The sequence below is a fragment of the Actinosynnema sp. NPDC091369 genome (assembly GCF_044757065.1).
Classification (GTDB): domain Bacteria; phylum Actinomycetota; class Actinomycetes; order Mycobacteriales; family Pseudonocardiaceae; genus Actinosynnema.
Window position 1 is genome coordinate 375476 of sequence record NZ_JBIVUG010000006.1, and the last position, 21543, is coordinate 397018.

Sequence of the window (21543 nt, forward strand, 5' to 3'; positions counted from 1 at the left end):
CGCACGCGTCCCGGACGTAGGACTCTCGCGAGAGTCCTACGTCCGGGAGCGGTGTGTCGTGACGTCGGGGCTTACGGCAGGGTGTCCAGGTGCGGCGCCACCGTGTTGGCGAACTGCCAGTTGTTGGTCGCGTCCCAGTTGATCGACCAGGTCATCGCGCCGCGGATGCCGGGCCAGGTCTGCGAGGGCTTGAACGAACCGCAGTTCGTGCCCTTGGCCAGGCAGTTCAACGCCGCGTTGACGTTCGCGGGCGACTGGTAGCCGCCGCCCGCGCCCGACGGCGAGGCGGGCAGGCCCAGACCCACCTGGTCGGGGCGCAGGCCGTTCTGCAACTGGATGCAGGCCAGCGCCACCAGGAAGTCCACCGTGCCCTGCGAGTAGACCTTCTGGTCGCAGCCGAGCATCGAGCCGGAGTTGTAGTACTGCATGTTGACGACGGTCAGGATGTCCTTCACGGCCAGCGCCAGCTTGAAGTACTCCTGCCCGGTGGACTGCATGTCGATGGTCTGCGGCGCCATCGCGATCACGGTGCCGCCGCCCGCGTGGATCGCGCGCAACGCCTGCGCCATGTAGGTGGCGTTGACGCCGTTCTCCAGGTCGATGTCCACGCCGTCGAACCCGTAGTTCGCGATCAGGGACTTCACGCTGTTGGCGAAGTTGGTCGCGGCGGTGGAGTTGCCGACGCTGATCGTGCCCTTCTCGCCGCCGACCGAGATGATCACCTTCTGGCCCCGGTTCTGCAGGGTGCGCACGTCGGCCTTGAACTGGGCGTCGGTGTAGCCGCCGAGCTTGCTCGACAACGTCGGGTCGAGCGCGAACGTGACCGCGCCCGGCGTGGTGGTGGCGTCGGCGAACGCGACGGCCACGATGTCGTACGTGGTGGGCACGTCGGCCAGCTTGAGCAGGCGCGAGCCGTTGTCGAAGTTGTGCCAGTAGCCGGTGAGCGCGTGCTTGGGCAGCGTCGGGTTCGGGTTGCCGGGCGTGGTGGTGGTGGTCGTCGTCGTCTTGGTGGTCGTCGTCGTGCTGGTGGTGGTGCTGGTGGTCGTGCTCGTCGGCGGGGTGCCGGGGCCGTCGAGGCTCACGTCGTCGGCGTAGAACGTCGGCTGGCCGTACCAGCCGTGCACGTAGATCGTGACGCTGGTGCTCGCGCCGGTGGTGAAGTCGATCGAGAGCTGGCTGAAGCCCGCCGAGCCCGGCGTCCAGGTGCTCTTGTCACCGCTGCCGGTGCCGCTCACGCCGAGGTAGACGTAGGTGCCCTGGACCCACGCGGACAGCTTGTAGGCGGTGTTGGCCTGCACGGAGATCGTCTGCGAGCAGCGCGCGTTGTCCTGGCCCGCGGGGGTGCCCGCCATGGCGTGCGTGCCGCTGCGCTTGGTCGTGGTCGCCGCGGTGGCCGCCGCGCTGCACGTCCACCCGCCCGTGCCGCCCTCGAACCCGGGGTTGGCGACCAGGTTGGCGGCCGACGCGCTGCCCACGACCACCAGGGTCAGGCCCGCGATGGCCAGCAGACCCGCCAGCACCGCGCCCAGTGCGCGTCTCGTCCTCGGAACCACGTCCACCTCCACGTTCTCGTCGGCGGCCAAGGCCCAGCACAGGTGACGTGGGCCACTCGAAAAATGGACTAGACCACTGGGTGTTGTCAAGGGTGTGAACAATGATCGGATGACGTTCACCGTTGATGACGCGATCCGGATCGCGCGGGCCGCCCACGACGGGCAGGTCGACAAGTCCGGCCAGCCCTACATCGGCCACCCGCTGCGGGTGATGGGGCGGGTGTCCGGCGAGCACGCGCGCATGGCGGCCGTGCTGCACGACGTCGTCGAGGACACCCCCGTCACGGCCGACGACCTGCTCGCCGCCGGGTGCCCGCCCGAGGTGGTCGCGACCGTCCTGGCGTTGACGCACCGTGACGGTGAGGCGCAGGAGGACTACCTCGCGCGGGTGCTCGCCGACCCGGTCGCGGTGGCCGTGAAGCGGGCCGACATCGCCGACAACACCTCACCGCCGCGACTGGCCCTGCTCGACACCGCCACCCAGGACCGGCTGCGCGCCAAGTACTCCCGGGCACTGGACGTCCTGGGCCGGTGACACGGCCTTCACGCCCTCGTGACACTTGCGGCGGAGATCACGTCGTATTTGGTCGCGCAAGGCTCTGACGTGCGGCATCATAGTAGGTGAACCGATACAGATGGACGACCGAAAGGCGACATGACCACCCTTCTGGAGACCGTTCGCACGTACTTCGCCACCCGGCGGCAGATCCGCAAGCGGGAAGCGGACCTGAACCGCGAGTTGGCCGCCTACGACACCCCGAGCGCTCGGATGGACATGGAAGCCATCCTCGCCCGGCACTCCAGCCACGAGGCGCGCGAGATCGAAGCGATCCTCCGCCGCCAGGCGCTCAGCACCACGCTGCGCAACCACGGCTGAGCCGCCACACCCCTTCGAGGGCCTTCAGGACAGGGGCGTCCTGAGGGCCCTTTCGTCATCCCGACTCGCCTTCCCACAGCGTGCCGAGCAGCTCGGCGGGCACGACCCGCACCGGGAACGGCAGCGTCGCGTCGAACGGCTTCTCGCCCCGCACCTCGGCCACCTGCTGGTAACGGCCCGCAGGGTCGAGTTCGAACACCGCCAGCACGGGCTCCTGCGGGTCGATCACCCAGTAGCTGATCACGCCCATTCGCTCGTAGGCGTTCTTCTTGATCGTGAGATCGCGAATACCCGTGCTCGGCGAGAGCACTTCCACCGCGAGCAACGGGGCGACGGGCAACAACTTGTCCGTGAAATCGACGTGGCGGCCGACGAGAACGTCCGGCTGCACCTCGGTCCTCCCGGACAGCCGCACGGCGAATGGGGCAGTCAGCACGGCCAGATCGTCCGGGCAGTGGGCGTCCAGGAGCGCACCGAGCTTCAAGACGATTCGCTGATGCCGGTACCCCGGTGCCGGGCTCACGAGCAGTTGCCCGTCGACGAGTTCGTAACGGCGCCCGTCATCAGGCATGTCCTCCAGGTCTTCGACCGTGTAGGAGTCGCCTTCGTGTTCGGCCATGACGGTCATGGTCCCCTCCTCCCGGTTGGCGCGCCAACCATGGCGGAGAAGACCTCCGAAACAGCGATCCGCGCCGAACGGTCACCCTAAGATGTGCCGATCGACGCGGATTGGGCCGGTGGTACTACTTCTTGCCCTTGTCCTTGCCGCCGGAGTCGTCGGTGGACAAAGCGGCGACGAAGGCTTCCTGGGGGACCTCGACCCGGCCCACCATCTTCATCCGCTTCTTGCCTTCCTTCTGCTTCTCCAGCAGCTTGCGCTTGCGGGTGATGTCACCGCCGTAGCACTTGGCGAGCACGTCCTTGCGGATGGCGCGGATCGTCTCGCGGGCGATCACGCGGGCGCCCACGGCGGCCTGGATCGGCACCTCGAACTGCTGCCGCGGGATCAGCTCGCGCAGCTTGCTGGCCATCTTCGTGCCGTAGCCGTACGCGTGGTCCTTGTGCACGATCGCGCTGAACGCGTCCACCGGCTCGCCCTGGAGCAGGATGTCCACCTTCACCAGGTCCGCGTCCTGCTCGCCCGACTCCTCGTAGTCCAGCGACGCGTAGCCGCGGGTGCGGGACTTCAGCGCGTCGAAGAAGTCGAAGATGATCTCGCCGAGCGGCATGGTGTAGCGCAGCTCGACGCGGTCCTCGGACAGGTAGTCCATGCCGCCGAGCTGGCCGCGCTTGGACTGGCACAGCTCCATGATCGCGCCGATGTACTCGCTGGGCGCGATGATCGTGCACTTGGTGATCGGCTCGTAGACCTCGGCGCGCTTGCCGTCGGGCCAGTCGGACGGGTTGGTCACCACGTGCTCGGTGCCGTCGTCCATCACCACGCGGTAGACCACGTTGGGCGCGGTGGAGATCAGGTCCAAGCCGAACTCGCGCTCCAGCCGGTCGCGGGTGATCTCCAGGTGCAGCAGGCCGAGGAAGCCGCACCGGAAGCCGAAGCCCAGGGCGGCCGACGTCTCCGGCTCGAACGTCAGCGCGGCGTCGTTGAGCTGGAGCTTCTCCAGCGCCTCGCGCAGCACCGGGTAGTCCGAACCGTCCACCGGGTACAGCCCGGAGTAGACCATGGGGCGCGGCTCGCGGTAGCCGGCCAGCGGCTCGGTCGCGCCGTGCTTCTCGGCCGTGACGGTGTCGCCGACCTTCGACTGGCGCACGTCCTTCACGCCGGTGATCAGGTAGCCCACCTCGCCGACGCCCAGGCCGACGCTCGGCTTCGGCTCGGGCGAGATGATGCCCACCTCGAGCAGCTCGTGGGTCGCGTTGGTCGACATCATCCGGATCCGCTGGCGCGGGGTGATCTTGCCGTCGACCACGCGGATGTAGGTGACCACGCCGCGGTAGGTGTCGTAGACCGAGTCGAAGATCATCGCGCGGGCGGGCGCGTCGGCGTCGCCGACCGGCGCGGGCACGCGCTTGACGACCTCGTCCAGCAGCGCGTCGACGCCGAGGCCGGTCTTGGCCGAGACCCGCAGCACCTCCTCGGGCTCGCAGCCCACGATGTGGGCGAGCTCCTTGGCGTACTTGTCCGGGTCCGCGGCGGGCAGGTCGATCTTGTTCAGCACCGGGATGATGGTGAGGTCGTTCTCCATCGCCAGGTACAGGTTGGCCAGCGTCTGCGCCTCGATGCCCTGCGCGGCGTCGACCAGCAGCACGGTGCCCTCGCACGCCTCCAGGGCGCGCGAGACCTCGTAGGTGAAGTCCACGTGACCCGGCGTGTCGATCATGTGCAGCACGTGGTCCTGGCCGTCGACCTGCCACGGCAGCCGCACGTTCTGCGCCTTGATCGTGATGCCGCGCTCGCGCTCGATGTCCATGCGGTCGAGGTACTGAGCGCGCATGGCCCTGGCGTCGACCACGCCGGTGAGCTGCAACATGCGATCGGCCAGGGTCGACTTGCCGTGGTCGATGTGCGCGATGATGCAGAAGTTCCGGATGAGCTCCGGAGGCGTGAACGTCTGGTCGGCGAACGTGGTCACTCAGGTTCCTCGCACACGAAGGACGGGGGATCGCCCCATCTTCTCACGTCACGGCGTCGTGGCGTTCCGCGCGTACGTGACCGGGACCATATGCTGCCCGCCGTGTACGCGAACGGTGAAGACGCCCGCCCCGTGAAGGGCGCGGTGCGCGAGGTCCACACGACCGCGGTGGCGGCCGCCCTGGAGTACTCGCCCGACCTGGACGGCCTGGCCGACCCGGGCGAGGTGGTCTGGGCCTGGGTCCCCTACGAGGAGGACCCGAGCCGCGGCAAGGACCGGCCCCTGCTGGTCGTCGGCCGCCACCGCCGGGCGCTGCTCGGCCTGATGCTGACCAGCCGGACCCCCGACCGGCACGAGGTGGACGACTGCCTGGACCTGGGCTCGGGCCGCTGGGACCGCGACGGCCGGCGCTCCTACGTGCGGCTGGACCGGGTGTTCGAGTTGGACGAGGACGACATCCGCCGTGAGGGCTCGGTGCTGGAGCCGGAGCGGTTCTCGCTGGTCGTGGACGCGCTGCGACGGCTCGGCTGGCGCTGACCGACTCCCCCGGGAGTGCTACCCGGGCTCGTCCGGGTAGCACTCCTGGGGGGACCTCGGGGCCATCCCGGATGCGGCCGGGTCGGTGCCGCGGCGACGCTGGGCTCATGGCGAACAACCTGATGAAGGCGCTGGACGCGGCGTTCGGGCACCCGCGCGGCAAGGTGGGCGAGCTGGGTGGCCGGGTCATGGCCGTGCTGAACGCGAAGGTGGAGGAGCACGTCACCGACGTGGCCGCGCCCACGCCCGAGGAGGTCGTGCTGGTGCTCGGCCCCGGTCCGGGCGTCGGGCTCAAGCTCGCCGGTGAACGGGCGCTCAAGGCGATCGGCGTCGACCCGTCGCAGGTGATGCTGGACGAGGCCCGCACGCGGTGCGCGGAGCTGATCGTGGCGGGCCGGGTCGAGCTGCGCGAGGGCGCGGCGACGCGGACCGGCCAGCCCGCGGACTCGGTGGACGTGGTGGTCTCGGTGAACAACCTCCAGCTGTGGGGCAACCGGCCGGCCGCGTTCCACGAGCTGGCCCGGGTGTTGCGGCCCGGCGGCAGGCTGGTCGTCTCGGTGCACCGGAGGGTGCTCGACACCTCGGAGTACGACCTGATCCGGGAGGCCGAAGCGGCCGGGTTCACCGAGGTGCGCACGTCGTTGCACCAGTACGGCGGCGTGGTCGGACCCGCGGTGCAGCTAGTGGCGCGCGTCCCGGCGTAGCGGGTGGTCGGCGGGCACCTCGACCAGCACGATCGGTCGGCCGTCGGGGTCGGCGACCCACAGCTCGTCCAGGCCCCACGGCTCGCGCCGGGCGGGGCGGACGACGTGCTCGGCGAGGTCTTCGGCGGCCCGCCGCAGGTCGCGCACCTGCAACCACAGCCGCGTGGCGTCGGTTGCCCGTTCGGCGGAGGTGCCCGAGACCTCCAGGAACCCCTGGCCGAGGAAGAACACCGTGCCGCCGGGAAACTCGCGGTAGACGGCCAGGCCCAGCACGTCCCGGTAGAACGCCGTGGTGCGCTCCGGGTCGCGGGAGCGCAGGAGGACGCGGCTGCTCAGGATCTCCACGACGTCCAGGCGATCACACGCGCAGCTCGAGCGCCATTCGGACGTGGTCGCCGTCGCGGCCGGTCTCGCGCCAGCCGTGGTCGGTGTAGAAGCGCCGCGCGCGGTGGTTCTCCGCGAACACGTCGAGGTGCGCGGTGGTGACGCCGAGGCCGCGCAGCTCGTCCATCGCCGCCTCGTGAAGCGAGTGACCGACGCCCCTGCCCCAGCACTGCGGCGCGACCTGGAGCTGCAACAGGTCGCCACCGGGCGTGACCAGGGCGAACCCGGCGAAGACGTGGTCCAGCTCGGCGCACAGCCACACCCGGTCGGGCTTGTCGAAGGCGTAGCCGGTGGCCCGCGCCGACCGCTCCCACTCGGCGAGCTCCGCCTCGGGCACGTGCCCCTCGTAGTAGCTGCGCCGGGCCTTGACGTACACGTCGACGAGCGGCCACTCGTCCTCCGCCGGCGGGCGCACGGTGATCGTCCCCATGCAGTCAGGGACGCGACGCCGCCGGTGAGGTTGTCCGGACCTCGTGCCGCGGCACGTCCGGCGCGAGGAACGCCAGCAGGCGCGCGGCTTCCCGCTCCACCTCGTCGGGCGCGGGCAGGCGGTGGAACGGCCGCAGTTCCAGCGTGGCGACCTCCTTGGTCCGGTCGAACCTCCAGTCACCCGCCGTGACGCCGTCGACCAGGAAGAACTGCGGCACGGGGCCGTGCGGGTCGTAGTTCTGCGCGCGCACGTCCGCGGTGACGACCCGGCGCCGGTCGGCGTGCGAGAGCAGCAGGTTGTCGAAGTCGTAGAGGAACCTAGGCGGCGCGGGCACGTCCTCGTCCGGCCGGGGCGCGTCGGGCAGGTCGAACAGCTCCTGGCCGTCCTCGTCGCGCAGCCGCAGCAGCGGCAGCCCCTCGACCACCTCGCGCAGCCTCGTGAGGCCGGACCAGGTCTGCACGTCCTTCACCGTCGCGGGCCCGAACGCGGCCAGGTAGCGCAGCACGAGGTCGTCCACCGACGGCTTGTCGACGACGGGCGCGCCCAGCCAGGTCTCCGCGCTGGTGTGCGCGATCGAGCCGCTGCGACCCCACACACCGCGCGGCGGCACCTGCACCAGCGGCACCAGGCACCGGATCGCGTAGGCCAGCGAGGACGGCGCGCGGTCGGGCCACTGCTCGTGCAGCAGCGCGCCGAGCTCCTTGTTCGTGCGCGGCTTCTCGGCCAGCAGGGCGCGCCCGGCGGCCACCACGGCGTCCACGTCCAGGCCGCGCATGTCCCGGCCGTGGGTGTAGTTGCGGAACAGGTCGCGTTCGAGCACGGGTTGGACGGCCGGGCGCAGCGCGAGCGCGTCCCGCGCGGTGACCAGGTGGATCGTCGACCTCATCACGGCGATGCGCACCAGCTCGCGGTTCACCAGCGGGTCCGCGGCCAGGTCGGGCGTGAAGCCGTCGATCCGCGACCACAGCCCCGTGTACCAGGTGTGCGGCGTCTGGGCCTGCAAGCCGACCAGGTGCGCGACGACCTCGGGCACGGTCGCGTCCGTGCGGGCGAGCAGGAACTGGCGGGCCAGGGTGGCCCGACCGAGGGCGCGACGGCTCAGAACCGGGGTCATGCGCCCACCGTAGGTCTCAATGCGGTCAGGTTCCGTCCTCGTCTCCGTCGCGACTTGCTCGTGTCCGCGAAAAAGTGATATCACTTTGCTAAGCAGGCGATATGACATCGAGGGGTGGAACATGGACGTCACGGATGTTGCGGTGCAGATGCCGGTCCCGGTGGTCCGGGAGAAGGAAGCACGCGCGCCCTCGGGGTGGGGCGTGCTCGCGGGCGTGGTGGTCGGGGCGCTGGCGAGCACGGCGCTGATCACGCTCGGTTCGATCCCGGGCGAGGACGGGCCCACCGTCCCGGCGATCGTGGCCGGCACCCTGCTGCTCGTCGTCACCGTCGTCGTGTCCGTGGGGCTGTTCACCGTCGCGCCGGGCGAGTCGCGGGTGCTCCAGTTCGCGGGCCGCTACACCGGCACCGTGCGCCAGGACGGCCTGCGCTGGGCGAACCCGTTCACCACCAAGGCGAAGGTGTCGACCCGGATCCGCAACCACGAGACCGCGACGCTGAAGGTCAACGACGCGGACGGCAACCCCATCGAGATCGCCGCCGTGGTGGTGTGGCAGGTCGAGGACACCGCGCGGGCGATGTTCGAGGTGGACGACTTCGTGCGGTTCGTCGGCATCCAGACCGAGACCGCCGTGCGGCACATCGCGACGAGCTACCCCTACGACAACCACGACGGCACCGGGTTGTCGTTGCGGGAGAACGCGGACGAGATCACCGAGACGCTGTCGGTGGAGATCGCGGCCCGGGTTCAGGCGGCCGGCGTGAAGGTGATCGAATCCCGACTCACGCACCTGGCCTACGCTCCGGAGATCGCGCACGCGATGTTGCAGCGCCAGCAGGCCGGCGCGGTGGTCGCGGCGCGGTCGCGGATCGTGGAGGGCGCCGTCGGCATGGTCCAGCTCGCGCTGGACCGGCTCGCCGAGGAGGACGTGGTGGAACTGGACGAGGAGCGCAAGGCGGCGATGGTGTCGAACCTGCTGGTCGTGCTCTGCGGAGACCGATCCACCCAACCCGTGGTCAACGCCGGGTCGCTGTACACCTGACGTGGCCGAGCGCAAGAGCGTCCTGCTGCGCCTCGACCCGGCGGTGCACGACGCGCTGACGAGGTGGGCGAACGACGAGCTGCGCAGCACCAACGCGCAGATCGAGTTCCTGCTGCGCCGCGCGCTCGCCGAAGCCGGGCGGCTGCCCACCGGGGCCGCCGCACCACCCAAGCGCGGCCGACCCCGCAAGGACGACGGGGAGAGCCGGGACGGATGACCGGACGCCGTCGGCGCGGACCACTCCCGCCGGCGGCGTTCCCCTGCGTAGATCAACTCGCGGCGGGCCGACGCCGGTGCGACTGTTGGCCAGGTGAGCGAGATGGACGCCCCGTACCCGCCGGGCACACCCGCGTGGGTCGACATGATGACCACCGACCGCGCCGCCACCATGGAGTTCTACGGCGGCCTGTTCGGCTGGGACTTCGAGGTCGGCGGCCCGGAGACCGGGCACTACACGATGGCGCTGGTGCGCGGGCGGCCCGTGGCCGGGTTCGGCGAGATGCCGTCGGACGCGATGTTCCCCGTGGTGTGGACGACCTACCTGGCCACCGACGACCTCGACGAGTCGCTCGAGGAGCTGAACGCCAACGGCGGCAAGGTGCTCGTACCCGAGTTCGACACCGGCGGACCGGGGCGCGGCGCGATCGCGGTCGACCCGTACGGCGCGGCGTTCGGGCTGTGGGAGGCGGGCACGCACATCGGCGCGTACGTGGTGAACGAACCCGGTTCGGTGGTGTGGAACGAGCTGGCCACCCGCGACCCGTTCGGCGCGGCCGAGTTCTACCAGCAGGTGTTCGGCGTGGGGCTGGACCCGTTGCCGGACTTCCCGTACACCCAGCTGCGGGTCGGGGGCCGCGCGGTGGCGGGCGTGTTCGGGATGGCCAACGAGATCCCCGCCGAGATCCCGCCGCACTGGATGACCTACTTCGCGGTGACCGACGCCGACGCGGCGGTCCGGCGGGTGCAGGAGCTGGGCGGCATCACGGTCGGCGACGTGGCCGAGTCGCGGTTCGGCCGGTTCACCACGGTCGGCGACCCGATGGGTGCGACGTTCCGGGTCATCCAACCGCCGCCTTCCACCCCAGACTGACCACCAGCGCCACCACGACGGTGAGGAACACCCGGCGCACGAACGCCGACCCGCGCCGCACGGCCAGCCGGGCGCCGAACACCGCGCCGGTGACGTTGCACAGGGCGAGCACCAGGCCCAAGCCCCACAACACCTTCCCCGCCGGGATGAAGTACAGCAGCGCGCCCAGGTTCGTGGCGACGTTCACGACCTTGGCCGTGGCCGAGGCGCGCAGGAACGCGAAGCCCACCAGGCCGACGAGCAAGAACACCAGGAACGCGCCCGTGCCCGGTCCCGCCAGGCCGTCGTAGAAGCCGATCACCGCGCCGCCGAGGGCCATCACGGCGATCTGCGCGAACCGCGTGAACCGCGGCGCCTCCGCCACGCCCAGCTCCGGCTTGCGCCACGTGTAGAGGCCAACCCCGACCAGCGCCACGAGCACCACGCCGTTGAGCACACCGGGCGCCAGCGCACCCGCGAACGCCGCGCCGCCCACCGCGCCCGCGAACGCCGCTCCCGCCATCGGCAGCGCCGAGGTCCAGTCGATCGCGGCCTGCCGCGAGTAGGTGCGCACGGCCGCCGCCGTGCCGACCACGGACGCGACCTTGTTGGTGGCCAGCGCGTACAGCGGCTGGCCGCCCGGCGCGATCAGCAGCAGCGCGGGCAACTGGATCAGCCCCCCGCCGCCCACCACGGCGTCGACCGCGCCCGCGAGGGCGGCGGCCAGGCAGAGGAACAGCAGGGCGGCGAGCGAGATGTGCCCGAAGCCGGGCCAGTCGAGTGCGGCGGTCACCCCCACATAAAACAAGACGAGCGTACTGCATTTCACTCCTTACCGGAGTGGGAGCGCTCCCAGAATGCGCCGTTCAGCCCTGTTGTGCGCAGGGTCACACAGGGAGGGTGATCCCGGTGCTCCCCGACCCACCTGGAGGTCCTCGGTGTTGAGATCCCGCAAGCGGACCACGGTGGCCGCGCTGGCCACGCTGGCCCTGTTGGTCACCGGCGCGCAGGCCGGCGGCGTGATGGAGCCGTCCGGACCGGGCTACCAGGACGCGCGGGCCCCGGTCGACCGCCGCGTCGACGACCTGCTCAAGCGGATGACGCTGGAGGAGAAGGTCGGCCAAATGACCCAGATCCGGCTGGGCAAGCTGCGCGGCAACTGCGAGTGGAACCCCGGTCCGCTGCGCGAGGACTGCATGAAGACCGTGCTGGAGGACGCGAAGGTCGGCTCGATCCTGTCCGGCGGCGGCGACGCGCCGGACCCGAACACGCCGCGGGCGTGGGCCGAGATGACCAACGCGATCCAGAAGTACGCGCTGGACCACAGCAGGCTGCGGATCCCGCTGATCTACGGCGCGGACGGCGTGCACGGGCACTCGAACGTGCTCAACGCCACCATGTTCCCGCACCAGATCGGCCTCGGCGCGACGTGGGACCCGGAGCTCCAGGAGAAGCTCGGGGCGTCCACCGGCCGGGCCATGCGCGCCACCGGCGTGTTCTGGAACTTCGCGCCGGTGTCCGACATCGCGCGTGACACCCGCTGGGGCCGCTACTACGAGACCTACAGCGAGGACCCGGTGCTGGCCGGCGCCCTGGCGGCGGCGAACGTGCGCGGGCAGCAGTCCGACCCGACCGACGGCACCGCCAGGCTCACCGCGACCGCCAAGCACTTCGCGGGCTACTCCGAGCCGTTCAACGGCCACGACCGCGCGCCCGCCCAGCTGCCGATCCGGTACCTCCAGGACACCGTGCTGCCCGCGTTCCAGCCGCAGTTCGACGCGGGCGTCGGCACCGTGATGATCAACTCCGGCGCGGTGAACGGCGTGCCCGCGCACGCGTCGAAGTACCTGCTGACCACGCAGTTGCGCGACCGGATGGGGTTCCGGGGCGTGGCGATCACCGACTGGGAGGACATCCGGTTCCTGGTCGACCGCTACCACGTGGCGGCGGACTACGAGGAGGCCATCGCGATGGCCGTCAACGCGGGCGTCGACATGGCGATGGAGCCGTCGGACGCGGCCGGGTTCACCTCGGGGCTGCTGGCGGGCGTGCGCAGCGGCGCGATCCCCGGCAAGCGGATCGACCAGGCCGTGCGGCGGGTCCTGAAGCTCAAGTTCGAGCTGGGGCTGTTCGAGAAGCCGTTCGTGGACGCGGCGAAGGCCGACGCGATCGTGAACGGCGCGGACCGGGAGCTGGCCCGGCGGGCGGCGGCGGAGAGCGCGGTGCTGCTGCGCAACGACGGCGTGCTGCCCCTGTCGACCGGCGCGCGCAAGCTCGTGGTCACCGGTGACGCGGCCGACTCGGTGGCCCGGCAGCTCGGCGGCTGGTCGGTCGGCTGGCAGGGCGTGCCCGGCTGGTCCCCCGTGCCGCCCGCGGTGACCGTGTTGCAGGGCATCAAGGCCGCCGCGCCGTCGGCGAACGTCGTGAGCGCCACCACTCGGGCCGACGCGGTGGCGCAGGCCGGTGACGCCGACGCGGTGGTCGTGGTGCTCGGTGAGGACCCGGGCGCGGAGGGCGAGGCGGACACCGAGGAGCCCGCGCTGACCACCGAGCAGCAGGGCCTGGTGGACGCGGTGCGCGCGACCGGCAAGCCGGTCGTGGTGGTGCTGCTCACCGGCCGGCCGCAGGTGCTGGGCGCGGTGGCGGACGCGCCGGCCCTGGTCGCGGGCTGGCTGCCCGGGTCGGAGGGCGGCAGCGCCATCGCCGACGTGCTGTTCGGCGCGGTGAACCCGAGCGGGAAGCTGCCGGTGTCGTGGCCGAAGGCCGTCGGCGACCAGCCGTTCTCCTACGACCAGCCGCGCGGCGCGAACACGGTGGCCGGTTCGGGGTACGACCCGGAGTTCGCGTTCGGGCACGGCCTGTCGTACACGACGTTCACCACGTCCGCGCCGACGCTGAAGTCCGCCGAGGTGCGGCGGGACGGCCAGGTGACGGTCTCGGTGACCGCGGCCAACACCGGTGGGCGTGACGGCACGCTCGTCGTGCCGGTGTACGTGCACCAGCCCGTGAGCAAGGTGCTGACGCCGGACAAGCGCCTGGTCGGCTTCACGCGCGTGGCGCTGAAGGCGGGCGAGTCGCGGGTGGTCGAGGTGGCGTTCGACGTGCGGCGGCTCGCGGTGACGGCGGGTGACATGGACGGCTCGGGCAAGCCCGAGGTGGCCAGGGGTGGCTACGAGGTCGTGGTCGGCGACGAGAGGGCTCGATTCACGGTGCGGTGAGCTGCCCTGATAACCTTCTGGGCCGTACCCGCGCGGCATTCCGCTGTGGAGGAAGACCGCCCCTTAGTGGGGCGGAGCCGGTGACAAGCGCGGTGCGACTCCGAGACCGAGGAAAAGGTGGCTTTCGCGTGGCGAACATCAAGTCCCAGATGAAGCGGATCAAGACGAACGAGAAGGCGCGCCTGCGCAACAAGGCCGTCAAGTCGTCCCTCAAGACCGCCATCCGCAAGTTCCGTGAGGCCGCCGAGGCCGGTGACAAGGAGAAGGCCACCGCGCTCGCGCAGGAGGCTTCCCGCAAGCTCGACAAGGCCGTCACCAAGGGCGTGATCCACGCCAACCAGGCCGCCAACAAGAAGTCGGCGCTGGCGCGGCGCGCCAACCAGATCTGATCTGGTCCTCACGCCGGAGTGCCGTCCACCCCTCGGGGTGGGCGGCACTTCTCGTTCGCTCGCGGGCCGGTCGCCGCCGACCAATCTCACCGCCCGCGACAGCCGGTCGGCGACGCCCGTCAGCCGCAGCCCGTCAGCGGCGGCCGTGGGCGGCGACGATCTTGAGGACGGCGCGTTCCAGGGCGTAGCCCGAGTCCGCGGCGACGCCCTTGACGTCGGCGTTCAGGTCGGCGACCACCGCCATCGCCGCCGCGAGCCCCCGGTCCTCCCAGCCGCGTGACTGGCCCTGGGCCTTCTTCACCTTCCACGGCGGCATGCCCAGTTCGCCCGCCAGCTTGAACGGGTCGCCCCGGCCCACCGCGGACACGCGCGCGATCGTGCGCACCGCGTCGGCCAGCGCGTCGGCGACCAGCACGTGCGGCACCCCGAGCTGCAACGCCCACCGCAACGCCTCCAGCGCGCCGGCCCGGTCGCCCATCACGGCCTTCTCCGCGACCGCGAACCCGGTCACCTCGGCCCGGCCGCGGTGGTAGCGGCGGACCGCTTCGGCGTCGACCTTGCCGCCGGTGTCGGCGACGAGCTGCGAAGCCGCCGCCGCCAACTCGCGCAGGTCCGACCCGATCGCCTCGATCAGGGCCGCCACGGCCTCCGGGTCGGCCTTGCCGCCGCCCGCCGCGCGAATCTCGTGGCGCACGAACGCTTCCCGGTCCGCCGCCTTGGTGATCTTGGGGCACTCGGTGACCGCGGCACCCGCCTTGCGCAGCAACCCGGGCAGGTCCTTGGCCGCCTTGCTGCGCCCGCCGCCACTGTGGACGACCACCAGCGTCACGCCGTCCGCCGGCGCCTTGGCGTAGGCGACGACCGCGTCGGCGATCTCCTTGCCGCACTCCTGCGCGGCCTCCAGCGCGACCACCCGCCCCTCGGCGAACAGCGACGGGCTCACCAGTTCCGCCAGCTCAGGCGGGGTGACATCGGTCACGCGGACGCGGGTCAGGTCGGCCTGCGGGTCGGCCTTCCGCGCCGTCGCCAACGCACCGCGCACCGCGCGCTCGACCAGCAACTCCTCCTCGCCGACGATCAGGTGCACGGCGTTGGGCGTGTCAGCGGGCGCATTCACGGGCGCGATCCTCCCACGCCCGCCGGGCGTCCGGATGGTGGACGTCTCTGGCTGAGGGTCGGGATCGTGACGTAAGTTGAGGGCACAACTGAATACCGCTCATCCAGAGGGGCAGAGGGATCGGCCCGAAGAAGCCCCGGCAACCCGTCGCACAGCGTCCGCTGGCGACCACGGTGCCAATTCCGACCCGCGACGCGCGGGAAAGATGAGGAGATACCTCGCGATGACTGCTGTCAGTGTGCCCCCGGCCACCACCTCCTTCGACCTCGGTCCTGCCCGCGCGCTGTCGTGTCGCGAGTGCGGTCACGAGACGCCGCTCGCTCCCGAGTACGCCTGTCTCGAGTGTTTCGGGCCGCTGGAAGTGGCCTACGACTTCGGCCGGGTCCGTCGCGAGGACATCGAGGCGGGCCCCCGGTCGATCTGGCGCTACCGCGGCCTGCTCCCCGTGCCGTCCACTGTCGAATCGCACCCCAACACCAACCCCGGCGGCACCCGCCTGGTCGAGGCCGACCGCCTCGCCAAGGCCCTGGGCGTGCGCAAGGTGTGGGTGAAGGACGACACCGGCAACCCCACCCACTCGTTCAAGGACCGCGTGGTCGGCGTCGCCCTCGCCGCCGCCCGCGAGCTCGGCTTCAAGGTCCTCGCCTGCCCGTCCACCGGCAACCTGGCCAACGCCGTCGCCGCCGCCGCGGCCCGCGCGGGCTGGCAGTCGGTGGTGCTCGTGCCGTCCACCCTGGAACAGGCGAAGATCCTCATGACCGCCGTCTACGGCGGCAACCTGATCACCGTCGACGGCAACTACGACGACGTGAACCGGCTGGCGCAGGAGCTGGCCGCCGAGCACGAGGACTGGGCGTTCGTCAACGTCAACGTCCGCCCCTACTACGCCGAGGGCTCCAAGACGCTCGGGTACGAGGTCGCCGAGCAGCTCGGCTGGCGGCTGCCCGACCAGATCGTGGTGCCGATCGCGTCCGGCTCCCAGCTGACCAAGGTCGACAAAGCCTTCCGCGAGCTGGGCGAGCTCGACCTGGTCGAGCAAACCCCGTACCGGGTGTTCGGCGCGCAGGCCACCGGCTGCTCCCCCGTCTCGGCCGCCTTCAAGGCGGGCCACGACGTGGTCTCCCCGGTCCGCCCGGACACCATCGCCCGGTCGCTGGCGATCGGCGCCCCCGCCGACGGCCCCTACGTGCTGGACGCCGTCCGCCGCACCAACGGCGCGATCGAGGACGTCACCGACGACGAGGTCGTCGAGGGCATCCGCCTGCTGGCCCGGACCGAGGGCATCTTCGCCGAGACGGCCGGCGGCGTCACCGTCGCGACCGCGAAGAAGCTCATCGAGACCGGCCGGCTGGACCCGGACGGCGAGACGGTGCTCCTCATCACCGGCGACGGCCTCAAGACCCTCGACGCCCTGGGCGACCGCGTGGGCCCGCGCGCCAACGTCCCGCCGTCGGCCGAGGCCGTCCTGAAGGCCCTCCAGGACTGACCCCGTCGCCGCCTGGTCGGCCGGACCGCGGTTCCGGCCGACCAGGCGACACAGCCCGGCTCATCCCGGCGGCGACCGTCCGAGCGCCGACCCACTCGGTCTCGCTCCACCTCCCGTCCCCGCTGTGCCCGTCACAGCGCTATCCCCGATGAGCGCAGCCACCCGGTGCGCGGGAACGCGGTCAGCTCCGGCAGGACGTGCGGGCCGACCGGTTCGGTGACCACGCGCCAGGCGGTGAGCAGCTGCGGCCACGAACCCAGCGCCTTCTCCTTGTTGTAGCGCTCGGCGTGCCACTCCTCCGGCGGTATGGCGAGGTCGTCGTCGAACAACGCGTCGGCGACCAGTCGGTACGCCGAGTCCGCCGACAGGACCTCCGCCAGTCCGATCACGGCGGTGGTGGTGGCCCTGGCGACGACGGCGCGTTCGCCGCCGGGCAGCTTCTCGCACACGTAGTAGGTGAAAGCGGGCCGCAGTTCGGTGCGCGGCCACGGTTGCGCGGTGTACCCGGGCTGCCACAGCACCCAGGCCACGGCCCGGTTGTCGCCTCGCGGCGACCAGCCGGAGTGCAATCGGATCCAGACGTCTTTCCTCATCGTTCTCCCCTTGTCCGTGGTGCGGAGGGCCGCCTCCCCTGCGGGCGACCCGCGGCCCGTCCGGGCCGGCCAGGACGGCCGTGTCGCCGTCCCGGTCGGTGCGCAGCACCAGCACGCCTTGGCTCGTCAACGCGTCGACCAGCACCCCGCTGGGATGGCCGTAGCGGTTGCCCGCGCCCACGCTCACCAGCGCGATGCGCGGCCGCACCGCCGCGAGGAACGCCGGTGACGAGTACCGCGACCCGTGGTGCGGCACCTTGAGCACGTCGGCCCGCAGGTCCACGTGCCCGCCGAGCAGGTCCGCCTGCCCGGCCAGCTCGATGTCGCCGGTCAGCAGCACCCGCCCGGCTGCGGTCGAGGCCCGCAGCACCAGCGACGCGTCGTTGACCGCCGTGTTAGTCCCGCCCACCGGGTCCACGCGCGGACCCAGCACGTCGAGCGCCAAGCCCGGCCAGCTCAGCCGCTGCCCGGCCCCCAGCTCGACCACGCGGACCCCGGCGGCCCGCGCTCGTTCCCTCACCTCCTCCCAGGCCCACTCCGGCTGCCGTGACGGCCCCACCGCCACCGCACCCACGCTCCGTTCCGCCATCACCGCGGCCAACCCGCCGACGTGGTCGGCGTGCAGGTGGCTGAGGACCACCAGCGGGATGCGCCGCACCCCCAGCCGGCGCAGGCACGACAGCACCGGCACCGGGTCCGGCCCCGTGTCCACCACCACCGCCCGGTCGCGCTCGGCGGTGGCCAGGACGACGGCGTCGCCCTGCCCGACGTCGCACGCCACGACCGACCAGCCGGGCACCGGCCAACCGGGCGAGACGACGTTCAGCGGCACGACCACCACCACCGCGCCGACCACGGCCGCCAGCACCAAAGCCCGCACCCGGCGAAGCCTGGTGATCACGTAGCCGAGCACCAGCACCCCGGCCAGCAACGCCCCGCCACCCCAACCGCCGGGCCAGCCCACCGCCGCACCCGGCACCGCCGCCGCGTGCCGCCCGACGGTGATCAACCAGCTCACCGCCGGACCGGCCACCTCGACGACCAGCCGGGCCGTCGGCTCGTGCACCTGTGCCAGCACGGCGGCCAGGACCCCGAGCACGGTGGCCGGCGCCACCACGGGGCCGGCCAGCAGGTTCGCCACCACCGCGACCAGGCTCACCTGGCCGTTGAGCCCGGCGACCAGCGGCGCGGTCGCCAGGTTCGCGGCTATCGGCACCGCCAACGCCTCGGCGAAGCCGACCGGCACACCCCGGTCCCTCATCCCGGCGGCCCACCTCGGCGCGAGCAGCACCAGTGCCGCCGTGGCCACCACCGACAGCGCGAACCCCGGTTCGGTGGCCAGCTCCGGGTCGTAGAGCACCAGCACCACCACCGCGGCCGCGAGCGCCGGCAACGCCGACCGCTCCCGTCCCAACACCAGCGCGAGCAACGCCACCGCACCCATCACCGCGGCCCGCAACACGCTGGGTTCCGGCCCCGCCAGCACCACGAACCCCACCAGCGCCGCCATCGCCCCCACCGCGCAACCACGGGGACCGACCCGCAGCAACCGCAGCAACAACAGGACCGCGCCGCACAGGATCGCCAGGTTCGCGCCGCTGACGGCGAGGACGTGAGCGAGACCAGCCGTGCGGAACTCCTCCACCACTCGCGGCGGGAGGGCGGAGGTGTCGCCGACGACGAGCGCGGGCAGCAACCCGGCCGGTTCGGGGTCGAGGGCGCTGCTCGCCTTCCGCAGCCCGGCACGCAAGTCCTCGGCGACCCGCTGCCACACGGGCGCTTCGGACACGTCCTGCGGAGGCCCACGAACCCGCAGCACCGCCACTGTCAGCTCACCACTCCGGGGAGGGACGAGGGTTCCGCGGGCGGTGACCTGTTGACCGGGCAGGAGGTCACGCCACCGAGCCGCCGGCGCCAGCACCGCGATCCGACCGCCCTCGTCGGCCGTGCCCCGGACCAACACCATGTCGACCCCACCCGCCCGTGAGCCGAACCCGCTGCTGCGCAACCCCTGCGGCCGGTCGTCGAGTTCGAAGTGGACAGTGGCGGCCACCCCACCGGCCGCCGCCACCCGCAACGGGTGGTGGACCGCCCCGTGCACTTGGGCCGCGATCCACCACGCCGCCACCAGCCCCGCGACCACAACCGCCACCGCTGCCGGCCGCCATGTGCGGAACGCCACCCCACCGACCACGGCCGCGACCACACCGACCACGAGCGCTGCCCACCACGTCACCAGCAGTCCGGCCAGTGCCGTCCCCCACACCACCAGTGCGGCGGGTACGAGGTGCGCGCGGGGATTCACAGCGTTGCCTCGGGAATGGTTGAGAGGACGAGTTCAGGGATTGGATTCATGAACCCACCCAGCGGGACTTCGACAGGGTGACGAGACGGGTTACGACGGCTCGTAGTGCGTGGCGGATGCGGGTGAGCAAGTTGTCGTGGGTGGAAAGGCTCACCGGTGTGAGGCATGGGCGGTTCGCGGGTCGCATGAGGACTCCAGGTGATTCGGGCAGTGGCGCGGTCAATGGAGGCTTGGCAACTGCCGTTCGAGGGGCGCGACGCCCATCAGCGGCGGATGGGACGCGGCTCGCGGTCGTGGGTGGCGGCGCGTTGTACCAGCTCGGTGTGCCCGCTCGGACAACGCGGCACAGCGTGGTCAGGTCCGCGACCTCCATCCGCGTCACGACGTCAAGAACAGGTCATCCGACCGGAGACGTGCGAGCTCGGAATCGGACGGAGGAAAGGCGGGTGGTGTCGGCTTGGGGTCAGAGGCGGACCAGGTCGCGGAGTTTGGCCAGTTTCGCGTCGCCGATGCCGTCGATCTCGCCCAGTTGGTCCAGGGAGGTGAAGGGGCCGCGTTTCTGCCGGCGGTCGATGATGCGTTGGGCTGTCACCGGGCCCACGCCCGGCAGGGTGTCCAGTTGCTCCTTGGTGGCGGTGTTGAGGTTCAGCGGTTCGGTGGTGGCGTCGGTCGCTTGCGGGATGGGGATGCCGACGGCCAGTTGTTCGCCGTCGATCACTTTGCGGGCCAGGTTGAGGGTGGTCAGGTCGGCTCCGGGATTGGCTCCGCCGGCGGCTCGGAGTGCGTCGGCGACCCTGGAGCCGTTCGGGACGGTGACCAGGCCGGGGGTGGGGACGAGGCCGACCACGTCGACGATCAGCTGTTCCTCGGTGCTCGTGACGGCGGCGGCCTCGGCGACGGGGAGCGCCGGCGGGGTTTCCGGCACGGGGCGCTGCCACCACAGGGCCAGGGCGACGGCCAGCGCCACGCCCGCCATGACGCCGGCCAGCAGGAGTCTGCGGCGGTGGGGCGCGGCGGGCTCGGGCAGCCAGCGGCGGAGCAGGTGGTGCAGTCGGTGCAGGGGGTTCGGCGGGTCGGCGCCGGCCGAGGAGACGAAGACCAGGGTCTCCGGGGCCGACGCGCGGTGCTTGCCCCGTTCCTGGGAGACGAGGGCCTTCAGGCGGGCGGTCGTGGTTTCCGGGTTCTTGTCGAACATGGGATCGACGTTAGGCCGGGTGGAGCAGGGGGTGGGGTGCGTGTTCGCGATCTGTGGACAACTGCCTGAATGATGGATAACGAGAGCTAGGACACTCCACCGGGCAGCACCACGACACCCAGCACGCCGGGACCCGTGTGCGCTCCGATCACCGCTCCGACCTCGGAAATCAGGCACCCGGTCGAGCCGGGGACGCGTTCGTCCAGCAACGTCGCCAGTTCCGCCGCCCGCTCCGGCGCGGCCAAGTGGTGGACAGCCAAGCCCACCGGCCCGGAACCCGCCGCCGACGCGGCCAGGTCGACCAGCCGGGCCACAGCCCGCCCCATCGTGCGCACCTTCTCCAGCGGCACGATCCGACCGTCGTCCACGTGCAACAACGGCTTCACGGCCAGCGCCGTGCCCACCAGCGCGGCAGCCGCCCCGATCCGCCCACCGCGCCGCAAGTGGTCGAGCGTCTCCACGCAGAAGAACATCCTGACCCGGCCCGCGGCAGCCACCGCGGCCTCCTCCGCGCACCGCGCGTCACCACCGGCGGCGCTCGCGGCCAGCGCGGCGAACCCCAGTCCCATGCCGGTGGCCCGCGAGTCGACCACCCTGATCCGGGCCGGGTCGACCTCCTCCGCGGCCAACCGCGCGGCTTCCCACGTGCCCGAGAGGTCCCGGGACAGGTGCACGGACACGATCTCCTCCGCGCCGTCGGCGAGCACGGACCGGTACACCTCGGCCAGCTCGCCCGGCGTCGGCCGGGACGTGGTCACCCGCCGGTGCTCCCCCAGCGCGGCGGCCAGCTCCGCCGGGCCGAAGTCCACCCCGTCCAACCTGCTGCGACCGTCCACGGCCACGTGCAGCGGCACGACCCGGACGCCGTGCCGCTCGGCGAACCCCTCGGGCAGGTACGCCGTCGAGTCGGTGACGATCGTGGTGGACACGAGTGCCGAG

At 71.8% G+C, this 21543-nt stretch carries 20 protein-coding genes, 1 pseudogene and 1 riboswitch; of the genes and pseudogenes, 10 read left to right on the forward strand and 11 right to left on the reverse strand.

What is annotated here, in order from left to right; translation table 11 throughout:
* Window positions 1–71: 71 nt before the first annotated feature.
* The gene (locus tag ACIQMJ_RS25005) at window positions 72–1553 is read right to left on the reverse strand and encodes a chitinase (protein ID WP_499763407.1); all 1482 of its coding nucleotides are present in this window, start codon (window positions 1551–1553) and stop codon (window positions 72–74) included.
* Between the two features lie 109 nt (window positions 1554–1662).
* Between ACIQMJ_RS25005 and ACIQMJ_RS25010 the strand changes: the two genes are divergently transcribed.
* Entirely contained in the window at window positions 1663–2088 is a 426-nt protein-coding gene (locus ACIQMJ_RS25010; protein WP_499763408.1) for an HD domain-containing protein, read from the forward strand.
* Between the two features lie 120 nt (window positions 2089–2208).
* Entirely contained in the window at window positions 2209–2430 is a 222-nt protein-coding gene (locus ACIQMJ_RS25015) for a hypothetical protein (RefSeq protein WP_141978601.1), read from the forward strand.
* Between the two features lie 55 nt (window positions 2431–2485).
* Here ACIQMJ_RS25015 and ACIQMJ_RS25020 read toward each other — a convergent pair whose 3' ends face one another.
* Window positions 2486–3058, reverse strand: coding sequence for a Uma2 family endonuclease (locus ACIQMJ_RS25020; protein ID WP_499763409.1), 573 nt, complete (start codon window positions 3056–3058; stop codon window positions 2486–2488).
* A gap of 115 nt (window positions 3059–3173) precedes the next feature.
* Window positions 3174–5021 (reverse strand): translation elongation factor 4, encoded by a 1848-nt coding sequence (lepA, locus tag ACIQMJ_RS25025; protein ID WP_499763410.1) that lies wholly within the window; start codon window positions 5019–5021, stop codon window positions 3174–3176.
* 102 nt (window positions 5022–5123) lie between these two features.
* On the opposite strand from lepA, the gene ACIQMJ_RS25030 reads away from it, so the two are divergent.
* Window positions 5124–5558: a type II toxin-antitoxin system PemK/MazF family toxin gene (locus ACIQMJ_RS25030; protein WP_499763411.1), complete on the forward strand. Its 435-nt coding sequence runs from the start codon at window positions 5124–5126 to the stop codon at window positions 5556–5558.
* A 107-nt stretch (window positions 5559–5665) separates the two neighbouring features.
* The gene (locus ACIQMJ_RS25035) at window positions 5666–6262 is read left to right on the forward strand and encodes a class I SAM-dependent methyltransferase (RefSeq protein ID WP_499763412.1); all 597 of its coding nucleotides are present in this window, start codon (window positions 5666–5668) and stop codon (window positions 6260–6262) included.
* On the opposite strand, the gene ACIQMJ_RS25040 is transcribed toward ACIQMJ_RS25035, so the two are convergent.
* From ACIQMJ_RS25040 to ACIQMJ_RS25050, 3 genes are read right to left on the reverse strand one after another with little or no spacing between them, the layout of a single operon-like run.
* Window positions 6239–6607: a VOC family protein gene (locus ACIQMJ_RS25040; RefSeq protein WP_499763413.1), complete on the reverse strand. Its 369-nt coding sequence runs from the start codon at window positions 6605–6607 to the stop codon at window positions 6239–6241. The genes ACIQMJ_RS25035 and ACIQMJ_RS25040 overlap by 24 nt on opposite strands.
* Before the next feature lie 13 nt (window positions 6608–6620).
* Window positions 6621–7076 (reverse strand): GNAT family N-acetyltransferase, encoded by a 456-nt coding sequence (locus tag ACIQMJ_RS25045; protein ID WP_499763414.1) that lies wholly within the window; start codon window positions 7074–7076, stop codon window positions 6621–6623.
* Window positions 7077–7080: 4 nt separating this feature from the next.
* Window positions 7081–8190 (reverse strand): winged helix DNA-binding domain-containing protein, encoded by a 1110-nt coding sequence (locus ACIQMJ_RS25050; protein ID WP_499763415.1) that lies wholly within the window; start codon window positions 8188–8190, stop codon window positions 7081–7083.
* A 121-nt stretch (window positions 8191–8311) separates the two neighbouring features.
* Here ACIQMJ_RS25050 and ACIQMJ_RS25055 point away from each other — a divergent pair, with 121 nt between their 5' ends.
* From ACIQMJ_RS25055 to ACIQMJ_RS25065, 3 genes are all read left to right on the forward strand, one after another.
* Complete coding sequence (locus ACIQMJ_RS25055) at window positions 8312–9232, forward strand: SPFH domain-containing protein (RefSeq protein ID WP_499763416.1); 921 nt, start codon at window positions 8312–8314, stop codon at window positions 9230–9232.
* Between the two features lies 1 nt (window position 9233).
* Window positions 9234–9449 carry a type II toxin-antitoxin system antitoxin gene (locus ACIQMJ_RS25060; protein WP_141978614.1) on the forward strand — a complete coding sequence of 72 codons (216 nt, stop codon included), beginning with the start codon at window positions 9234–9236 and terminating at the stop codon, window positions 9447–9449.
* A 102-nt stretch (window positions 9450–9551) separates the two neighbouring features.
* Window positions 9552–10322 carry a VOC family protein gene (locus ACIQMJ_RS25065; RefSeq protein ID WP_499763617.1) on the forward strand — a complete coding sequence of 257 codons (771 nt, stop codon included), beginning with the start codon at window positions 9552–9554 and terminating at the stop codon, window positions 10320–10322.
* Here the strand turns inward: ACIQMJ_RS25065 and ACIQMJ_RS25070 are convergent.
* On the reverse strand, window positions 10291–11094 hold the full coding sequence (locus tag ACIQMJ_RS25070; protein WP_499763417.1) for a TSUP family transporter: 804 nt from the start codon (window positions 11092–11094) through the stop codon (window positions 10291–10293). The two genes, ACIQMJ_RS25065 and ACIQMJ_RS25070, sit on opposite strands and share 32 nt — an antisense overlap.
* Before the next feature lie 145 nt (window positions 11095–11239).
* Here ACIQMJ_RS25070 and ACIQMJ_RS25075 point away from each other — a divergent pair, with 145 nt between their 5' ends.
* On the forward strand, window positions 11240–13519 hold the full coding sequence (locus tag ACIQMJ_RS25075) for a glycoside hydrolase family 3 N-terminal domain-containing protein (RefSeq protein WP_499763418.1): 2280 nt from the start codon (window positions 11240–11242) through the stop codon (window positions 13517–13519).
* A 128-nt stretch (window positions 13520–13647) separates the two neighbouring features.
* Window positions 13648–13908 carry a 30S ribosomal protein S20 gene (rpsT, locus tag ACIQMJ_RS25080; RefSeq protein WP_387488827.1) on the forward strand — a complete coding sequence of 87 codons (261 nt, stop codon included), beginning with the start codon at window positions 13648–13650 and terminating at the stop codon, window positions 13906–13908.
* A gap of 133 nt (window positions 13909–14041) precedes the next feature.
* Here rpsT and holA read toward each other — a convergent pair whose 3' ends face one another.
* Entirely contained in the window at window positions 14042–15025 is a 984-nt protein-coding gene (gene holA, locus ACIQMJ_RS25085; protein WP_499763419.1) for a DNA polymerase III subunit delta, read from the reverse strand.
* 96 nt (window positions 15026–15121) lie between these two features.
* A riboswitch (SAM riboswitch) is annotated at window positions 15122–15237 on the forward strand.
* 11 nt (window positions 15238–15248) lie between these two features.
* Here holA and thrC point away from each other — a divergent pair.
* Window positions 15249–16511 (forward strand): threonine synthase, encoded by a 1263-nt coding sequence (thrC, locus tag ACIQMJ_RS25090; protein ID WP_499763420.1) that lies wholly within the window; start codon window positions 15249–15251, stop codon window positions 16509–16511.
* A 615-nt stretch (window positions 16512–17126) separates the two neighbouring features.
* Here the strand turns inward: thrC and ACIQMJ_RS25095 are convergent.
* From ACIQMJ_RS25095 to ACIQMJ_RS25105, 3 genes and pseudogenes are all read right to left on the reverse strand, one after another.
* Window positions 17127–19409 (reverse strand): annotated as a pseudogene (locus ACIQMJ_RS25095) (DNA internalization-related competence protein ComEC/Rec2); the annotation flags it as partial.
* Between the two features lie 463 nt (window positions 19410–19872).
* Window positions 19873–20604: a ComEA family DNA-binding protein gene (locus ACIQMJ_RS25100; protein WP_499763421.1), complete on the reverse strand. Its 732-nt coding sequence runs from the start codon at window positions 20602–20604 to the stop codon at window positions 19873–19875.
* 86 nt (window positions 20605–20690) lie between these two features.
* On the reverse strand, window positions 20691–21533 hold the full coding sequence (locus ACIQMJ_RS25105; protein WP_499763422.1) for a DegV family protein: 843 nt from the start codon (window positions 21531–21533) through the stop codon (window positions 20691–20693).
* Window positions 21534–21543 lie beyond the last annotated feature (10 nt).

Bases quoted from the DNA above. Each gene is read 5' to 3' on its own strand.
- ACIQMJ_RS25100 (WP_499763421.1), bottom strand. From the start codon at position 20,604: ATGTTCGACAAGAACCCGGAAACCACGACCGCCCGCCTGAAGGCCCTC.
- ACIQMJ_RS25055 (WP_499763416.1), top strand. From the start codon at position 8,312: ATGGACGTCACGGATGTTGCGGTGCAGATGCCGGTCCCGGTGGTCCGG.
- ACIQMJ_RS25050 (WP_499763415.1), bottom strand. From the start codon at position 8,190: ATGACCCCGGTTCTGAGCCGTCGCGCCCTCGGTCGGGCCACCCTGGCC.
- ACIQMJ_RS25010 (WP_499763408.1), top strand. From the start codon at position 1,663: ATGACGTTCACCGTTGATGACGCGATCCGGATCGCGCGGGCCGCCCAC.
- ACIQMJ_RS25045 (WP_499763414.1), bottom strand. From the start codon at position 7,076: ATGGGGACGATCACCGTGCGCCCGCCGGCGGAGGACGAGTGGCCGCTC.
- ACIQMJ_RS25065 (WP_499763617.1), top strand. From the start codon at position 9,552: ATGGACGCCCCGTACCCGCCGGGCACACCCGCGTGGGTCGACATGATG.
- ACIQMJ_RS25035 (WP_499763412.1), top strand. From the start codon at position 5,666: ATGGCGAACAACCTGATGAAGGCGCTGGACGCGGCGTTCGGGCACCCG.
- ACIQMJ_RS25015 (WP_141978601.1), top strand. From the start codon at position 2,209: ATGACCACCCTTCTGGAGACCGTTCGCACGTACTTCGCCACCCGGCGG.
- thrC (WP_499763420.1), top strand. From the start codon at position 15,249: ATGACTGCTGTCAGTGTGCCCCCGGCCACCACCTCCTTCGACCTCGGT.
- ACIQMJ_RS25020 (WP_499763409.1), bottom strand. From the start codon at position 3,058: ATGACCGTCATGGCCGAACACGAAGGCGACTCCTACACGGTCGAAGAC.